14 protein-coding genes and 2 tRNA genes are annotated in these 15,828 nt (G+C 70.2%); 11 read left to right on the top strand and 5 right to left on the bottom strand.

All coding sequences use genetic code 11. The annotated features are described in order from the left end of the window. The first annotated feature begins 11 nt into the window (after positions 1-11). Positions 12-593, top strand: a complete 582-nt coding sequence (locus ABZ484_RS11940) for a biotin transporter BioY (RefSeq protein ID WP_358865758.1) — start codon at positions 12-14, stop codon at positions 591-593. Positions 594-699: 106 nt separating this feature from the next. On the opposite strand, the gene ABZ484_RS11935 is transcribed toward ABZ484_RS11940, so the two are convergent. Next, positions 700-2,121, bottom strand: coding sequence for an amino acid permease (locus tag ABZ484_RS11935; RefSeq protein WP_358865757.1), 1,422 nt, complete (start codon positions 2,119-2,121; stop codon positions 700-702). A 225-nt stretch (positions 2,122-2,346) separates the two neighbouring features. Here ABZ484_RS11935 and ABZ484_RS11930 point away from each other — a divergent pair, with 225 nt between their 5' ends. Beyond that, positions 2,347-2,832 carry a ribose-5-phosphate isomerase gene (locus ABZ484_RS11930; RefSeq protein WP_358865756.1) on the top strand — a complete coding sequence of 162 codons (486 nt, stop codon included), beginning with the start codon at positions 2,347-2,349 and terminating at the stop codon, positions 2,830-2,832. Positions 2,833-3,232: 400 nt separating this feature from the next. Then, the gene (locus ABZ484_RS11925; RefSeq protein WP_358865755.1) at positions 3,233-4,042 is read left to right on the top strand and encodes a DNA-formamidopyrimidine glycosylase family protein; all 810 of its coding nucleotides are present in this window, start codon (positions 3,233-3,235) and stop codon (positions 4,040-4,042) included. Between the two features lie 75 nt (positions 4,043-4,117). Here the strand turns inward: ABZ484_RS11925 and ABZ484_RS11920 are convergent, their stop codons facing one another. Then, entirely contained in the window at positions 4,118-5,359 is a 1,242-nt protein-coding gene (locus ABZ484_RS11920) for a GNAT family N-acetyltransferase (protein WP_358865754.1), read from the bottom strand. Between the two features lie 162 nt (positions 5,360-5,521). On the opposite strand from ABZ484_RS11920, the gene ABZ484_RS11915 reads away from it, so the two are divergent. Together ABZ484_RS11915 and ABZ484_RS11910 are read left to right on the top strand one after the other, a co-directional pair. Then, complete coding sequence (locus ABZ484_RS11915; protein WP_358865753.1) at positions 5,522-6,700, top strand: PP2C family protein-serine/threonine phosphatase; 1,179 nt, start codon at positions 5,522-5,524, stop codon at positions 6,698-6,700. Between the two features lie 22 nt (positions 6,701-6,722). Beyond that, positions 6,723-7,244: an HD domain-containing protein gene (locus ABZ484_RS11910; RefSeq protein WP_358865752.1), complete on the top strand. Its 522-nt coding sequence runs from the start codon at positions 6,723-6,725 to the stop codon at positions 7,242-7,244. A gap of 18 nt (positions 7,245-7,262) precedes the next feature. Here the strand turns inward: ABZ484_RS11910 and ABZ484_RS11905 are convergent, their stop codons facing one another. After that, a complete protein-coding gene (locus ABZ484_RS11905) occupies positions 7,263-8,495 on the bottom strand; it encodes an acyltransferase family protein (RefSeq protein ID WP_358865751.1) in 1,233 nt (410 codons plus the stop codon). A 490-nt stretch (positions 8,496-8,985) separates the two neighbouring features. Between ABZ484_RS11905 and ABZ484_RS11900 the strand changes: the two genes are divergently transcribed. Continuing rightward, positions 8,986-9,180, top strand: a complete 195-nt coding sequence (locus ABZ484_RS11900) for a hypothetical protein (RefSeq protein WP_030171279.1) — start codon at positions 8,986-8,988, stop codon at positions 9,178-9,180. Between the two features lie 145 nt (positions 9,181-9,325). On the opposite strand, the gene ABZ484_RS11895 is transcribed toward ABZ484_RS11900, so the two are convergent. Continuing rightward, positions 9,326-9,396: transfer RNA gene (locus ABZ484_RS11895), tRNA-Gly, on the bottom strand. Positions 9,397-9,738: 342 nt separating this feature from the next. Between ABZ484_RS11895 and ABZ484_RS11890 the strand changes: the two genes are divergently transcribed. From ABZ484_RS11890 to clpX, 5 genes are all read left to right on the top strand, one after another. Further along, a tRNA-Pro gene (locus ABZ484_RS11890) sits at positions 9,739-9,815 on the top strand. Positions 9,816-10,108: 293 nt separating this feature from the next. After that, a complete protein-coding gene (tig, locus tag ABZ484_RS11885) occupies positions 10,109-11,500 on the top strand; it encodes a trigger factor (protein ID WP_358865750.1) in 1,392 nt (463 codons plus the stop codon). Between the two features lie 297 nt (positions 11,501-11,797). Further along, positions 11,798-12,403, top strand: coding sequence for an ATP-dependent Clp protease proteolytic subunit (locus tag ABZ484_RS11880; RefSeq protein ID WP_030171301.1), 606 nt, complete (start codon positions 11,798-11,800; stop codon positions 12,401-12,403). Between the two features lie 142 nt (positions 12,404-12,545). Next, positions 12,546-13,256, top strand: a complete 711-nt coding sequence (locus tag ABZ484_RS11875; RefSeq protein ID WP_358865749.1) for an ATP-dependent Clp protease proteolytic subunit — start codon at positions 12,546-12,548, stop codon at positions 13,254-13,256. A gap of 170 nt (positions 13,257-13,426) precedes the next feature. Beyond that, positions 13,427-14,713: an ATP-dependent Clp protease ATP-binding subunit ClpX gene (gene clpX / locus ABZ484_RS11870; protein ID WP_086724555.1), complete on the top strand. Its 1,287-nt coding sequence runs from the start codon at positions 13,427-13,429 to the stop codon at positions 14,711-14,713. Positions 14,714-14,797: 84 nt separating this feature from the next. On the opposite strand, the gene ABZ484_RS11865 is transcribed toward clpX, so the two are convergent. Next, on the bottom strand, positions 14,798-15,757 hold the full coding sequence (locus ABZ484_RS11865; RefSeq protein WP_358865748.1) for a hypothetical protein: 960 nt from the start codon (positions 15,755-15,757) through the stop codon (positions 14,798-14,800). Positions 15,758-15,828 lie beyond the last annotated feature (71 nt).

The following is a 15,828-nucleotide window of genomic DNA, read 5'->3' as shown; positions in this document are numbered from 1 at the left end:
GCGGAGTCCCCATGAGCACCGCCACCGCCACCGCTCGCCCCGGCGCAGTCCTCGCCGATCTGCTGCCCGCCACGCGCGTCCGAGACGCCGCCCTCGTGGTCGGCGGTGCCGCGCTCACCGGCCTCGCGGCCCAGCTGTCGGTCCCGATCCCCCACTCCCCGGTGCCGGTGACCGGCCAGACCTTCGCCGCCCTGCTCGTCGGCACCGCGCTCGGCGCCCGTCGCGGCTTCCTCTCCCTCGCCCTGTACGCGCTCGCCGGTGTGGCCGGCGTGCCGTGGTTCGCGGACGGCGCCTCCGGCTCGGGCGCCGTCTCCTTCGGCTACGTCCTCGGCATGCTGCTCGCCTCGGCGGTCGTGGGCGCCCTGGCCCGCCGGGGCGCCGACCGCTCCCCGCTGCGCATGGCGGGCACCATGATCCTCGGCGAGGCGGTCATCTACGCCGTCGGCGTGCCCTACCTGGCCCTGGCGGCCCACCTCTCCGCGTCCCAGGCGATCGCGGCCGGCCTCACCCCGTTCCTGATCGGCGACGCCCTGAAGGCCGCCCTGGCGATGGGCGCGGTGCCGGCCGCCTGGAAGCTCGCGGACAAGCGCTGACGCCGTAGCCGTCCACCGGCGACGCACATACAAAGAAGAGGACGCACATACAAAGAAGAGGAGGGAGCCCTCGGGGCTCCCTCCTCTTCTTTGCGTACGGACTGCGTCAGCCGACGGAGACCTTCTCGGTCTCGCCCTGCTCCGTGACCGCCGTCCGGTGGCCGCCGCCGAGCTTCTGCTTGATGACGGCGATGGCCAGCACGACCGCCGCGACCAGCAGCGACAGCAGCACGGTCTCGCGCCCGTCGTGCTCGGTGTCGGTGAGCATGTAGCCGAGGACGAAGACGATCAGTCCGGCCGCCGCCCAGGTCAGGTACGGGTACAGCCACATCTTCACGACGAGCTTCTCCGGCGCCTCCCGCTGGATGATCTTGCGCATCCGCAGCTGCGAGAAGCAGATCACCAGCCAGACGAACAGGGCGACCGCGCCGGAGGAGTTGACGAGGAAGAGGAAGACGGTGTCCGGGAACTTGTAGTTGAAGAACACGGCCAGGAAGCCGAAGAGGACGGAGACGGTGATCGCCGTCCGCGGCACGCCCCGGCTCGTGGTCCGGGCGAAGGCCTTCGGCGCGTCCCCGCGCTGGCCGAGCGAGAAGGCCATGCGGGAGGCGGTGTAGAGGCCGGAGTTCAGGCAGGACAGCACCGAGGTCAGCACGATGAAGTTCATGATCTCACCGGCGTGCGCGATGCCCAGGGAGTCCAGGGCGGCGACGTAGGAGCCCTTCTCGGCGATCGACTTGTCGTCCCAGGGGATCAGGGAGACGACGACGAGGATCGAGCCGAGGTAGAAGACGGCGATACGCCAGATGATGCTGTTGGTCGCCTTGGTGACGGCGCGCTGCGGGTCCTCGGACTCGCCCGCGGCCAGGGTGGCGATCTCGCTGCCCATGAAGGAGAAGACGACGAGCAGCACACCGGTGAGGATGGAGCCGGGGCCGTGCGGCAGGAAGCCGCCGTGTCCGGTGAGGTTGCCGAAGGAGGCCTGGTCGGCGTGGACGCCGGGCAGGACGCCGAAGACGGCCAGCAGACCGACGACGATGAACGCGGCGATCGCGACGACCTTGATCCCGGCGAACCAGAACTCGAACTCGCCGTAGGAGCCGACGGAGACCAGGTTGGTGGCCGTCAGCACCACCATGACGATCAGGGCCCAGCCCCACTGGGGCACGGCGGGAATCCAGCCGGACAGGATCGCGGCACCGGCCGTGGACTCCACGGCCAGCACGACGACCCAGAAGAACCAGTAGAGCCAGCCGATGGAGAACCCGGCCCAGCTGCCGAGCGCCCGGTCGGCGTGCGCGGAGAACGAACCGGAGGTCGGGTTGGCGGCGGACATCTCGCCGAGCATGCGCATCACGAGGACGACGAGCGTGCCGACGAGGGCGTAAGAGAGGAGGATGCCGGGTCCGGCGGTGGCGATGCCGGAGCTGGAGCCCACGAAGAGGCCGGCGCCGATGACGCCGCCGATCGCGATCATCGTGAGATGACGGTTTTTGAGTCCAGCCTGAAGTCCGGAACCAGGGGTCATGGGACGGAATTCCTTTGCGCCGGTTGAGCGGTGTGCCGTACGAGGGGGATGCCGTTGTGAGGCCGGTGTACGAGCCGGTCCAGTGAATCCGAGGTGTCGGAATTCGGGAACCTTTGAATCCGGATTGTTACTTGAGGTTCCTCTGAGGTTCTATGGCGCGCCTCACATTTCCCGTCCCGAACACCCGGGGCTGCTGCCCGGGATGCGCCGTGTCACACTCGTCCTATGCGCGTGTATCTCGGCTCGGACCATGCGGGCTTCGAACTCAAGAACCACCTCGTCGAGTGGCTCAAGGCGGCGGGACACGAGCCCGTCGACTGCGGGCCGCACATCTACGACGCCCAGGACGACTACCCGCCCTTCTGCCTGCGCGCCGCCGAGCGCACGGCCGGCGACCCGGACTCCCTCGGCATCGTGATCGGCGGCTCCGGCAACGGTGAGCAGATCGCCGCGAACAAGGTCAAGGGCGTCCGCGCGGCCCTCGCCTGGAGCGAGGAGACCGCCTCCCTCGGCCGCCAGCACAACAACGCGAACGTCGTCGCGGTGGGTGCGCGCATGCACTCGGTGGAGGAGGCGACCAAGTTCGTCGAGACCTTCCTCAACACCCCCTTCTCCGGTGACGAACGCCACATCCGCCGCATCGACATGCTCACGGACTACGAAACGACGGGCGACCTCCCGCCGATCCCGGCGCACCACCCGCAGCAGTAGCAGTAGCGGCTGCGGTTCTGGCAGGGGCAGGGGTTCCGCCCCTGCCCCTGCCAGAACCCGGTGCGGAGCCCGGGGAGAGGAGCCCCTTGTTCCGCCGAGATTCCGACCACCCAGTCGCCCGGAGTCCCGGGCGGAGCCCGGCGGGGTCCGGCGGGGTCCGGGGCGGAGCCCCGGGAGGGTGCCTTCTCAACCACCGAGACGGGTGGGCGGGTGGGAAACGGGATCCGGGGCGGAGCCCCGGCGGGCCTGGGGCAGAGCCCCGGGACGGCACCTCCGCAGCGTACGGAGGACGAAGGCCCCCGGGGTCTGGGGCAGAGCCCCAGAACGGCGACTTCACAGCGCACCGTGGGACAGGGTCCCGGGGCGAAGCCCCGGGCGCGGCAGGAAAGGACACCGCACCGTGCCAGAGGGGCACACGATCCACCGCCTCGCACAGGACTACGCCGCGCGCCTGACCGGCACGCCCACCCGCGTCACCAGCCCCCAGGGCAAGTTCTCCGACGCCGCCGCACTCCTCGACGGCGCCGAACTCACCCGTACCGAGGCCCACGGCAAGCACCTCTTCCTCGGCTTCCGCGACAGCGACTGGGTCCACATCCACCTCGGCCTCTTCGGCAAGGTCACCTTCGGCGACGCCCCCGCCCCGCCCCCCACGGAGACCGTCCGCCTCCGCCTGGCGAACCCCACCGCGTACGTCGATCTGCGCGGCCCCACGACCTGTGCCCTGATCACCGACGCCGAGAAGGCGGCGATACACGACCGCCTCGGCCCCGACCCGCTCCGCCCCGACGCCGACCCGGCCACCGCCTACGCCCGCGTCCGCCGCAGCCGTACGACGATCGCCGCGCTGCTGATGGACCAGAAGGTCATCGCCGGCGTCGGCAACGTCTACCGTGCCGAGGTCCTCTTCCGGCACCGCATCGACCCGTACCGCCCGGGCAGGGACATCACCCCCGCCGAGTGGGAGACGATCTGGACCGACCTGGTCGGCCTGATGCGCGAGGGCGTCCGCAACAACCGCATCGACACCGTCCGCCCCGAGCACACGCCCGAGGCGATGGGCCGCCCACCACGCGTGGACGACCACGGAGGCGAGGTCTACGTCTACCGCCGGGCGACCCTGCCCTGCCACATCTGCGGCACCGAGGTCCGCACCGCCGGCCTGGCCGCCCGCAACCTCTTCTGGTGCCCCACCTGCCAGCAGAACTGACGAAACCGGTGCAAATGCCGCGCGAAAAACCGGCAGCACCCCGGAGCGCGGCCCTCATAGGGGGTGTCGCGCCCCCTAGAACCCATGCGGCAGCCAAGGCGCCACCGTCGCCCCGAACGCCACCGCCGCCTCCGCCAGCGCCCCCGTGCGCAGCTCACGGACCCGCCCGGCGGCCGCCAGCGCCGTCAAGGACACGCCACCGAGGTACGCCGCCCCCAGCTCCCGTACCGAAAGCTCCAGGTCGGCCGCGTCCGAGGTCCGCTCGCAGGACGCCCCCTTCGGGTCCCCGCTGAGCCGCCACCGCCCGGTGTTCCAGGGACAGAACGCGTCCTCGACCTCGAACACCACGTCCACCGGAACCTGGTACGTCCGCGCGGCCAGCGCCGCCCCGACGTCGACCGGCCGCAGGTACAGCGCGTCCCGCCGCCGCGGCCGGCACCGCCGGATGTCCGACACCAGGTACTGCCAGGCGTCGTCCACCGGACGCCCCCGCACGGTCAGCGTCGTGGTCAGGTCGATGCCGAACAGGAAGCGCCACAGCGCCGCGTCGGTGGCCGGGTCGAGCGCGGCCAGGTCCTCCAGCCGCACCGTGCCGTCGTGGCCGCCGACACCCCAGCCCAGCTTGGTGCGGAACCGGGCGTACCCCGTGACCTCGCCCTCCCGCTCGGCCACCACGCACTGCAACGGCGACGCCCCGTCCCGCTCGCTCTCCGGGTCGAGCAGACCCGCCCGCTCCCAGCCGGGCCGCCGGGCCAGCATCCCGGGCCGGGAGGGCACCAGCCGCGCGTACACCGCCTCGCACGCGTCGAGAACGTCGGCGGGCGCCGCGTACCGCAGCCGTACGTCGTCCGTGCCGGCCGGGACCGACAGCCCGGCCCGGCTCGTGTCGATCTCGGCGTCGAGCTGGAAGGTCGCCGCGGCGTACCCGAACCGGCCGTAGATCGCGGGCTCGGAGGCGGTCAGCACCGCCAGCGGCTCCCCCCAGGAGCGCACGTCGTCCAGCTGCCGCCGCATCATCGACGTCAGCACCCCGCGCCGCCGGTGCGTCGCGGCCACGCTGACCATCGTGATCCCGGCCGCGGGCACCAGGGCCCCGCCGGGCACCGTCATCCGGAAGCTGAACGCCCCCGCCGTCCCCACGCAGGTCCGGCCGTCCCAGACCCCCAGCGAGCGGTCGAACTCGGTGAGCGAGCGGTCCAGCTCCCGCTCCTCCGGCGTGCTGGGCCCGCCGCCGAAGGCACGGACGAGGTTGTCGTACCACGCGTCCCACTCGTCCCGCCGCAGCACCCTCAGCCCGGTCGCAAGGTCAGTCGCCATGCGCCATGCCTACCAGGGCGATGCGGGACGGGCGAGGGTATTTCCCGCCGGTGGCGGGCGGTCCGTCCGGCGTGAAGTTCCGTGTGGTCCCGCGCCTCGGACGGGGGATAAGTCGGACCTCCCGTGCCAAGCGGCGGGTCCGGTGGATAGGGTCCCGGACTAATGGCAGCACGACGAGAGCGGCGCGCGGAAGCCGAGACGTACACGGCCCGGTTGAAAATGCAGTGGCACCGGGTCCGTGTCGGCGTGCGCAGAGCCGCCGTCGACTACTTCCGCGGGGACGGCTCGGACTGGATCGCGCTCGGCGGTCTGCTGCTGACCATCCCGCTGATCGCCGCGCTCACGCTCGTCGACTCGGTGTGGTTCTCGCCGGTCGCACTGGTGCTGCCCATCGTCGCCGGCGGGCTGCTGCTGCGCCCGGCGAGCCTGCTCGGCCTGTACGCGGCCGCCGCCACCGCGCTGATCGTGGAGTCGGTGCGACTCGGCCCGTACACCGAGGGACCCTCCCGGGTGACCCCGGGCGTGGTGCTGGTGGTCGCCGCCTGCGGTTTCTTCGGGCTGCTGATCGCGCAGTTCCGCAGCCGGGTCGGCGTGCCCTGGCGGCGCGGCGGCACCATGCTGTTCGACCTGCGCGAACGCATCCGGGTGCAGAGCAAGTTGCCGCAGCTGCCCGACGGCTGGCACCGCGAGATGGCGCTGCGTCCGGCCGGTGGCCAGTCCTTCTCCGGCGACTTCGTGGTCGCGGCCCGCACCAACGGCGGCCGCACCCTGGAGGTCGTCCTCACCGACGTGTCCGGCAAGGGCATGGACGCCGGCTCGCGGGCGCTGCTGCTGTCCGGTGCCTTCGGCGGCCTGCTGGGCAGCCTGCCCCCGCACGCCTTCCTGCCCGCGGCCAACGGCTATCTGCTGCGCCAGGACTGGGACGAGGGCTTCGCGACCTCCATCCACCTGGTGCTGGACCTGGACTCCGGCGACTACGAGCTGTACTCCGCGGGCCACCCGCCCGGCCTTCAGCTCAGCGCGGGCAGCGGCCGCTGGGAGGAGAAGGCGGCCGAGGGCCCGCTCCTCGGGGTGTACGACGGCGCCCAGTTCGACTCGGTCAAGGGCTCCCTGCGCCCCGGCGACGTGCTGATGCTGTTCACCGACGGGCTCGTGGAGACCGCCGACCGGGACATCACCGAGGGAATCGACCGCCTCACCGGCGAGGCCGACCGCTATGTCGCCGGCGGCTTCCACGGCGCCGCCTGGCACCTGATCGAGGCGGTGGCCAAGGACGTCAACGACGACCGCGCGCTGCTGCTGATCTGCCGCGAGGGCCCCACGGCCCAGGCGCTCCGCTGAACCGGCCGGTCACACTGGAGGGGTGACCCACACCCACCGCGAGGCAGAGCCGCCGCTCACCCCTGCCGAGGTCGAGGCGCTCGCCCGCACCGCCCACGCCGGCCAGACCGACAAGGCGGGCCGTCCCTACGCCGAACATCTGCACGCCGTGGCCGAGGGCGTGCGGGCCCGCGGCGGTGACGCCGAGCAGATCGCGGCGGCCTGGCTGCACGACTCCGTCGAGGACGACGCGCTTCCGGAGCGGTGGCTGCGCGAGGCCGCGCTCAGCCGTCGTACGAAGGACATCGTGCTCGCGCTCACCAAACGGGCGGGGGAGGAGCCGGAGGCGTACGCCCGGCGCATTCTCGCCACGCCCGGCGCGCTGCTGGTGAAGGAGGCGGACCTGGCGCACAACGCCGATCCGGCCCGCCTCGCGGTCCTCGACGAGGCCACCCGCACGCGGCTGACCGAGAAGTACGCGCGGATGCGCGCACTCCTCGGCCTCACGGACGCAAAGAGCGGCGAAGGAGCGGGTCGAAGAGACCTCGGGAGCGCTCGGAACTAGGCACCGATCCGCTCGGAACTAGGCACCGATCCGCTCGGGCCGGGCCCCGGGACGCACGGACCCCGAGTGGCCATGAGCCGTCCCGGTCCCTCCCGACCCCGTCCCCGTTCCTGTTCCCGCTCCTGAGCTGGTGCCCGCCGGCTGCCGGAAGGCCCACTCCATCCTCGGCTCCACGGCGAACCGGAAGACGCGCCGCACGGGCTCGGTGCACAGCAGGGTGACCACGCCCGCGGCGACGACGGTGACCACGACCGAGCCGAGCGGGCCGTGCAGCGCGGCCATGTCGAACCCGCCCGCGTACAGCACGCCCTTGACCACGAAGCCGTGCAGCAGATAGCCGTACAGCGTGCCCGTGCCGAGCGCGGTGAACCAGGTCCGCCGGCCCGGCACCCAGGAGAAGAAGCACGCGGTCAGCAGCACCGCGCCGCCGAACATCACCAGCACCATGACGGGACCGGCCCACCAGGGGGCGCCCAGGTCCTGGGCGGCGCTCTGCCGGTAGACCCACGAGGCGTTGACGCGCGGCACGGTCCACCAGGCCCCCGCCAGTGCCACGGCGAACACCGGCACCGACAGGACGCGTACGGCGCGGCGGCGCACCATGTGGAAGTGCTCGGGCTTCATGCACAGCCCCAGCACGAAGCACGGCAGGAACTGCATGACGCGCTGGAGTTCCAGATCCTGACCGATGCCCGGGGTGAGCGACGCCAGCATGGCGATGCCGAGAGCGAGGGGCAGGGGCCGGCGCACGAGATTCCAGACCGGGGCGGTCAGACGCCACACGAACAGGGCGCAGAGGAACCAGGTCAGATACCAGGGGGAGAGAAGGCTGATCTGCCGGTCGTCCGAGTGACCGACGAAGATCCGGAAGAGTGAATAGGCGGTCTCGAAGATGACATACGGCACGACGACGCCGGTGATCAGCCGCTTCAGCCGGTCCGGACGCAGGTCGAAATTACGGGAGAAGAAGCCGGAGATGATGATGAACGCCGGCATGTGGAAGGTGTAGACGACGTTGTACGCGGCTTCGAGCGTCCGGCTGTCGCTCTTGACCGCCGACCAGGTGTGCCCGACGGCCACCAGGACGATCGCCAGGTATTTGGCGTTGTCGAAGAAGGGATCGCGCTGCTTGCCGGGTCTTCCGCCGGGATCACCGGACCGGCCGGGACCCGGCGCGCCTGCGGCTGCCGGCGACTGGGCCGGGGGGAGCGGTGTTCTGTTCTGTCCGGGAGACGAGGCGGAGTGGAACATCTGAGGCACCCTAGCGCTCTGCGTGGGATTACGGGGAACACCCCGACTGGAAATGCTGACTATTCACCGCGCTACCCAGGATTTGACGAAGTTTGTGTGACCGCGAGGGTGACGGCAGACACATCGCATGAGCTGTTCGCGCACATCGCACCCGCCTTCAATGTCCGGATTCGTCATGACGAGTTGTGCCATGAAGGTCGCCTCCTCCGGCGATATTCGAATCACTTGCGAACACGATGTGTGGACATGGAAACGAAGTCACTGAATTCCGGACGGAGGTACGGCGGCGGGGAGCGTCGAATTGCCGTACGGCGCGCGGCGGGTGAAGGGCGCCGGCCGTGGGGTCCCTGAGATCCGTGGCACGGACCTGGCCGATGATGCGTCAGGCGTCGCATACGTGAGCCGTGTTGGTGGCACGATGGTTCCAGCGGGGGCGCGGGGATGGCGCCTCCGGGCCGGGAGAGCGGACCGACCTAGGGTGTGATCAGTTGTGGCCATTTCACTGTCAGTGGTGCTGCTGTTGGCGATCATCCTGGTGGTGTTGCTCAGAGGCGGGTCGATCAAGGCCGGGCCGGCCATCGTCGCCGTGCTCTTCGGCTTCTTCCTCGCGTCCACCGGTATGGCCCCGTCGATCAACCGCTTCCTGAACTCGATAGCGGACACGATCAACTCGATCAACTTCTGACGGAGGCGTCCCCCGGCCCGCGCCGGACCCGAACCCGGCGGAGCGCCCCGGACACGACCAAGGACCCGGGACGCGACCAAGGGCCCGGGCACGACAAAGGGCCAGGCGGAGAATCCATCCTCCGGCCTGGCCCTCGGCCACGCAGAGCGGGCGACGGGAATCGAACCCGCGTAGCCAGTTTGGAAGACTGGGGCTCTACCATTGAGCTACGCCCGCACACACTGTGCGCCGCAGGTCGACCGACCGCGGCACATCAGGCATCGTAGCGGGTCGCCCCCCACCCACGCACACCCCTTCCCCTCCCGCCCCCCGCGGAGCCCGGTCGCGCCCTCGCGCACCCCCGCCGAGCCCGGCCGGCACCTCGCGCCGCTTCTTCCCCTCCTGCCCCCCCGGGCACTGGAGGTTCCCTCGTCACGCGCGCGTACGGGTTTCGGCCGAAGGGGTGGGGTCGGCGTGTCGGGGCGCGGGAGGGGGCGGGGTGAGGGCGGGCCGGCGGGACAGGCGGTAAATGCGGCGGTCGTACTGGCTGCGGGCATGTACCCTACGTGTCGCACCAGACGGGGTGTGGCGCAGCTTGGTAGCGCGTCCGCTTTGGGAGCGGAAGGCCGTGGGTTCAAATCCCGCCACCCCGACCACCCGCCGACCGGGATCGCCGACAGGGATCACCGCCGACCGGGATCACCACAGGTCGGCGCCCACCTCCCGCGGCCGTGCGATCCACGGGATCCACTCGTGGCCCCCACCGTGATCCCCCGCGCGATCGCCCCGTGATCGCCTTTTGGGAGGCCGAGCCGCTGCGGTTACTATGCAGACTGCGCGCCCGTGTGTCCGGCCTCTGGGCCTACGAACTCCTCCGGGCGGCGAATCCGCCGGACCGCCCTGACGGCCCCGGCGAAACCCGAGAAGTCAGCCACAAGGAGACCGAACCGTGAAGAGCGCCGTGGAGACCCTGAACCCGACCCGGGTTCGGCTCACTGTCGAGGTGCCCTTCGAGGAGCTCAAGGACAGCCTCGACGCGGCGTACAAGAAGATCAACCAGCAGGTCACGGTGAAGGGCTTCCGCAAGGGCAAGATCCCGGCCCGGGTCATCGACCAGCGGTTCGGCCGCGGTGCGGTCCTCGAGGAGGCCGTCAACGACGCGCTTCCGCGGTTCTACACCGACGCGGTCAACGAGGCCGAGCTGAACCCCCTGGGCCAGCCCGAGGTCGACATCACCGAGCTGAAGGACGGCGAGACGCTGAACTTCACCGCCGAGGTCGACATCCGCCCGGCCATCGAGATCCCGGACTACTCCGGCATCGAGGTCGAGGTCGACGCCGTCGAGGTGACCGACGAGGACGTGGAGAAGGCCGTCGAGCAGCTGCGCGAGCGCTTCGCCTCCACCTCCCCGGTCGAGCGCGCCGCCGAGGACGGCGACGTCGTCACCATCGACCTGGAGGCCAAGGTCGACGGCGAGGTCCTGGAGGACGGCGTCGCCGACGGCGTCTCCTACACGATCGGCTCCGGCGAGCTGCTGGACGGCATCGACGACGCCGTGAAGGGCCTGGAGGCCGGTGGCGAGGCCACCTTCACCTCCGAGCTCAAGGGCGGCTCCGCCGCCGGCCGCGAGGCCGAGGTCACCGTCAAGGTCACCCAGGTCGCCGCCCGCGAACTGCCCGAGCTGGACGACGACTTCGCTCAGCTCGCCTCCGAGTTCGACACCCTCGAGGAGCTGAAGGCCGACAGCCGCAAGCGCCTGGAGAACATGAAGCAGTACGACCAGGCCACGCAGGCCCAGGAGCGCGTCCTGGACAAGCTGCTGGAGCTGGTCGAGGTGCCCGTCCCCGAGAAGCTGCTCGAGGACGAGATCAACACCCGTAAGCACAACCTCGAGCACCACCAGCTCGCGCAGATGGGCCTCACCCTCGACAAGTACCTGGAGCTCCAGGGCAAGACCGCCGAGGAGTTCGACGAGGAGACCCGCGAGGCCGCGGTCAAGGGCATCAAGACCCAGTTCGTGCTCGACGAGCTGGTCAACAAGGAGAAGCTCAACGTCAACCAGGAGGAGCTCACCGAGCACCTCATGCGGCGTGCCGCCTCCTCCGGCATGTCCCCCGACCAGTTCGCGCAGGCCGTCGTGCAGCAGAACCAGGTTCCGCTGCTGGTCGGCGAGGTCGCCCGCGGCAAGGCCCTGGCCGTCGTCGTCGAGGCCGCGACCGTGAAGGACACCAACGGCGAGATCGTCGACCTGGACGACGAGGACGAGGACGAGGCCACCGAGGCGGAGACCGCCGCCGAGGCCGAGGCCGAGGGCGACGGCGAGGACAAGGCCGAGGCCTGATCCACCGCCTGATCCGCGCGCGTCGTCCACGACGCCGTACGTACGATGGGCCCTGGGGAACAGCTCCCCAGGGCCCGTTGTCATGACCGGCCACCCGCGAACCGAAGGCCCGGCGCGCTACGCCCCCGGCGAACACTCCCCTCAGCGGGATTCCCCGAAGGGAGCCGCGCGTTAGGGTCCATGAATACGAGGGCAGGGGAGTCCCCGAACACGGCCGGACGGCCCCACGCCCCGGCAGAACACGTGAGACGGCCCGGCGCCGTCGTAAGACGAGCAGGTGGATACGTGACGAATCTGATGCCCTCCGCCGCCGGCGAGCCTTCCATCGGTGGGGGCCTCGGCGACCAGGTCTACAACCGGCTGCTCAACGAGCGGATCATCTTCCTCGGCCAGCCGGTCGACGACGACATCGCGAACAAGATCACCGCACAGCTGCTGCTCCTTGCCGCCGATCCGGACAAGGACATCTACCTGTACATCAACAGCCCCGGCGGCTCGATCACGGCCGGCATGGCGATCTACGACACCATGCAGTACATCAAGAACGACGTGGTGACCATCGCCATGGGCCTGGCGGCCTCGATGGGTCAGTTCCTGCTCAGCGCCGGCACCCCGGGCAAGCGCTTCGCGCTGCCGAACGCCGAGATCCTGATCCACCAGCCCTCCGCCGGCCTGGCCGGTTCGGCCTCCGACATCAAGATCCACGCCGAGCGGCTGCTGCACACCAAGAAGCGCATGGCCGAGCTCACCTCCCAGCACACCGGCCAGTCGGTCGAGCAGATCACCCGGGACTCGGACCGCGACCGCTGGTTCGACGCCCACGAGGCCAAGGAGTACGGCCTCATCGACGACGTCATCACACACGCCGCCGGCATGCCGGGCGGCGGCGGCACCGGGGCCTGAGCCGCTCCCTCGGAGGCGCCGCTCCCCCCGTGACAGGCCCTGAGGGCCGTCACGGCGCCGGACCGGCCCCGGCCCCCCGGACACCTCCGCGCAGCCCAGCCAGCCCCTCAGCCGACCGCCCAGCCCCTTTCCAGGAGACATCGTGAACGACTTCCCCGGCAGCGGCCTCTACGACCTCCCCCGCAGCCTCAACGGCGTGGGAGGTGCCCCCAGGGCCGAGTACACCGGCCCCACGGCCGAGTCCCGCTACGTCATCCCGCGCTTCGTGGAGCGCACCTCCCAGGGCATCCGCGAGTACGACCCGTACGCGAAGCTCTTCGAGGAGCGCGTGATCTTCCTCGGCGTCCAGATCGACGACGCCTCCGCCAACGACGTGATGGCGCAGCTGCTGTGCCTGGAGTCGATGGACCCCGACCGGGACATCTCGGTCTACATCAACAGCCCCGGCGGCTCCTTCACGGCGCTGACGGCCATCTACGACACGATGCAGTTCGTCAAGCCCGACATCCAGACGGTGTGCATGGGCCAGGCGGCCTCCGCCGCCGCGGTGCTGCTGGCCGCCGGCACGCCGGGCAAGCGTATGGCCCTGCCGAACGCGCGCGTGCTGATCCACCAGCCGTACAGTGAGACCGGCCGCGGTCAGGTCTCCGACCTGGAGATCGCCGCCAACGAGATCCTGCGGATGCGCTCGCAGCTGGAGGAGATGCTGGCCAAGCACTCCAGCCAGTCGATCGAGAAGATCCGCGAGGACATCGAGCGCGACAAGATCCTCACGGCCGAGGAGGCGCTGTCGTACGGGCTGATCGACCAGATCATTTCCACCCGGAAGATGAACAACTTGGCCGTCCGCTGACGCGGACACCACACCCGCCCGTCGCTCCTTGGCACGGTCACGTCGAAGTGAACCGTGCCAAGGGGGGCCCGAACGGGGGGCCCGGCAAGGTACCGTCGACATAAGGCAGCACCAGGAGCCGCTGGACCGCAAGGTGTCCAGGCGTCTCCCAGGCGAAGGGGAAGCACACCGTGGCACGCATCGGTGACGGCGGCGATCTGCTCAAGTGCTCGTTCTGCGGCAAGAGCCAGAAGCAGGTCAAGAAGCTCATCGCAGGGCCCGGTGTGTACATCTGCGACGAGTGCATCGATCTCTGCAACGAGATCATCGAGGAGGAGCTCGCGGAGACCAGCGAGGTGCGCTGGGAGGAACTGCCCAAGCCCCGCGAGATCTACGAGTTCCTGGACGGCTACGTCGTCGGCCAGGAGGCCGCGAAGAAGGCCCTGTCCGTCGCGGTGTACAACCACTACAAGCGCGTCCAGGCCGGGGAGAACGGCGGCGGCCAGGGCCGCGAGGACGCCATCGAGCTCGCCAAGTCCAACATCCTGCTGCTCGGCCCCACCGGCTCCGGCAAGACCCTGCTGGCCCAGACCCTGGCCCGGATGCTGAACGTCCCGTTCGCCATCGCCGACGCCACGGCGCTGACCGAGGCCGGCTACGTCGGCGAGGACGTCGAGAACATCCTGCTCAAACTGATCCAGGCGGCCGACTACGACGTCAAGAAGGCCGAGACCGGGATCATCTACATCGACGAGATCGACAAGGTCGCCCGTAAGAGCGAAAACCCGTCGATCACCCGCGATGTCTCCGGCGAGGGCGTCCAGCAGGCCCTGCTGAAGATCCTGGAAGGGACCACGGCCTCGGTTCCGCCCCAGGGCGGCCGCAAGCACCCGCACCAGGAGTTCATCCAGATCGACACGACGAACGTCCTGTTCATCGTGGGCGGCGCGTTCGCGGGCCTGGAGAAGATCATCGAGGGCCGGGCGGGTGCCAAGGGCATCGGCTTCGGCGCGACGATCCGCTCCAAGCGGGAGCTGGAGGCCAAGGACCAGTTCGAGGACGTCATGCCCGAGGACCTGGTCAAGTTCGGCATGATCCCCGAGTTCATCGGCCGCCTCCCCGTGATCACCAGCGTCCACAACCTCGACCGCGAGGCCCTGCTGAAGATCCTGGTCGAGCCGCGCAACGCCCTGGTGAAGCAGTACCAGCGCCTGTTCGAACTCGACGGCGTGGAACTCGACTTCGAGCGCGAGGCCCTGGAGGCCATCGCCGACCAGGCCATCCTCCGCCAGACCGGTGCCCGCGGCCTGCGCGCCATCATGGAGGAGGTCCTCATGTCGGTGATGTACGAGGTGCCGTCCCGCAAGGACGTGGCACGGGTCGTCATCACCGCCGACGTCGTCCACTCCAACGTCAACCCGACCCTGATCCCGAGGGACGCCCGCGGGCGCGGCACGGGCGAGCAGAAGACGGCGTAACCCCCCGAGCAACCGCCCGAACGACACGACGAAGGGGCCCCGGTCGCATGACCGGGGCCCCTTCGTCGCGGTACGCGCCCGGCGTCAGGCCTTCACGCGGACTTCCTTGCGGAACTTGGCGGTGGTGTCGGCGGCGCCCGCCGGGTCGGTGGACTTGCCCGCCAGCATGTCGGCCATGTCCATCGGGATGATCATGCCGAGCGTGCTGTGGTCGCCCCAGATGCAGACCGTCATGTTCATCGACTTCGGCTCCCCGGTGCCGCCGTCGGAGTTGTCGATCTTGGCCTGCTGGCACTTGAGGACCGCGCCGTCGAGGTCGGACGGCGAGTACGCCTTCGGGTCGCCGACCAGGCTGACGTCATCGTCGTCGCCGCCCTTCTTGGTCTCGTCCTTCATGTGGGCGAACATCGCGTCGACCGTCTTCTCGGGGTCGTCGATGGTGCCGTAGACGCCGTTGAACTGGAGCTGCTTCATGGCCAGCGGGTTGCTCTTGTCCCCGGCCTGGTACTGCGCGCTGACGTCCTTGGGGTTGTGCACGCCCCACTTCTCGGCGTCCTTCATGTCGTCGTCCGACATGGTGTCGCTGTCGCTCTTGGCCTTCTTGTACTCGGTCAGCACCGTCGCCGGAGTCGTCAGCTTGTGCGGGCCGTCGTCGGCCACCGAGCCGCTGCCGCCACCGCCGCCGATCAGGAAGTACGCGCCCACCGCGATCGCGGCCACGACCGCCACCGCGCCGATGATCAGACCGGTCTTCTTCTTGCCGCCACCGGGGGCCGGGGGCTGCGGGACGGCGCCGTAGGGCGGCTGCTGGCCGTACGGGGGCTGGGGCTGCTGACCGTAGGGGTTCGGCTGCGGCGGGACGCCCTGCGCGGGCTGCTGGGGGTAGCCGTAGCCCGGCTGCGGAGCCGACGGCTGCTGGGGGTAGCCGTAGCCGGGCTGCGCGGGCGGCGCCTGCGGCGGCTGCTGGCCGTAGGGGCCCGGCTGGCCGTACGGTCCGGGCTGCTGGGGCTGCCCGCCGTACGGGCCCGGCTGGTTGTAGCTCATTACGGGGTTCCCCTCCAGGTGCTTATGTGTTCCTGACATCCTGGCGCAGGCGCGCGGGAGGCAGGGCACCG

Source organism: Streptomyces sp. NPDC006393 (genome assembly GCF_040628575.1).
Classification (GTDB): domain Bacteria; phylum Actinomycetota; class Actinomycetes; order Streptomycetales; family Streptomycetaceae; genus Streptomyces.
This window is presented reverse-complemented; position numbering and strand designations above follow the sequence as displayed.

What these genes read in the sequence shown, in the direction of transcription:
- ABZ484_RS11940 (WP_358865758.1), top strand. Translation starts at nt 12, where the DNA reads ATGAGCACCGCCACCGCCACCGCTCGCCCCGGCGCAGTCCTCGCCGAT.
- ABZ484_RS11935 (WP_358865757.1), bottom strand. Translation starts at nt 2,121, where the DNA reads ATGACCCCTGGTTCCGGACTTCAGGCTGGACTCAAAAACCGTCATCTC.
- ABZ484_RS11930 (WP_358865756.1), top strand. Translation starts at nt 2,347, where the DNA reads ATGCGCGTGTATCTCGGCTCGGACCATGCGGGCTTCGAACTCAAGAAC.
- ABZ484_RS11920 (WP_358865754.1), bottom strand. Translation starts at nt 5,359, where the DNA reads ATGGCGACTGACCTTGCGACCGGGCTGAGGGTGCTGCGGCGGGACGAG.
- ABZ484_RS11915 (WP_358865753.1), top strand. Translation starts at nt 5,522, where the DNA reads ATGGCAGCACGACGAGAGCGGCGCGCGGAAGCCGAGACGTACACGGCC.
- ABZ484_RS11905 (WP_358865751.1), bottom strand. Translation starts at nt 8,495, where the DNA reads ATGTTCCACTCCGCCTCGTCTCCCGGACAGAACAGAACACCGCTCCCC.
- ABZ484_RS11880 (WP_030171301.1), top strand. Translation starts at nt 11,798, where the DNA reads ATGCCCTCCGCCGCCGGCGAGCCTTCCATCGGTGGGGGCCTCGGCGAC.
- ABZ484_RS11865 (WP_358865748.1), bottom strand. Translation starts at nt 15,757, where the DNA reads ATGAGCTACAACCAGCCGGGCCCGTACGGCGGGCAGCCCCAGCAGCCC.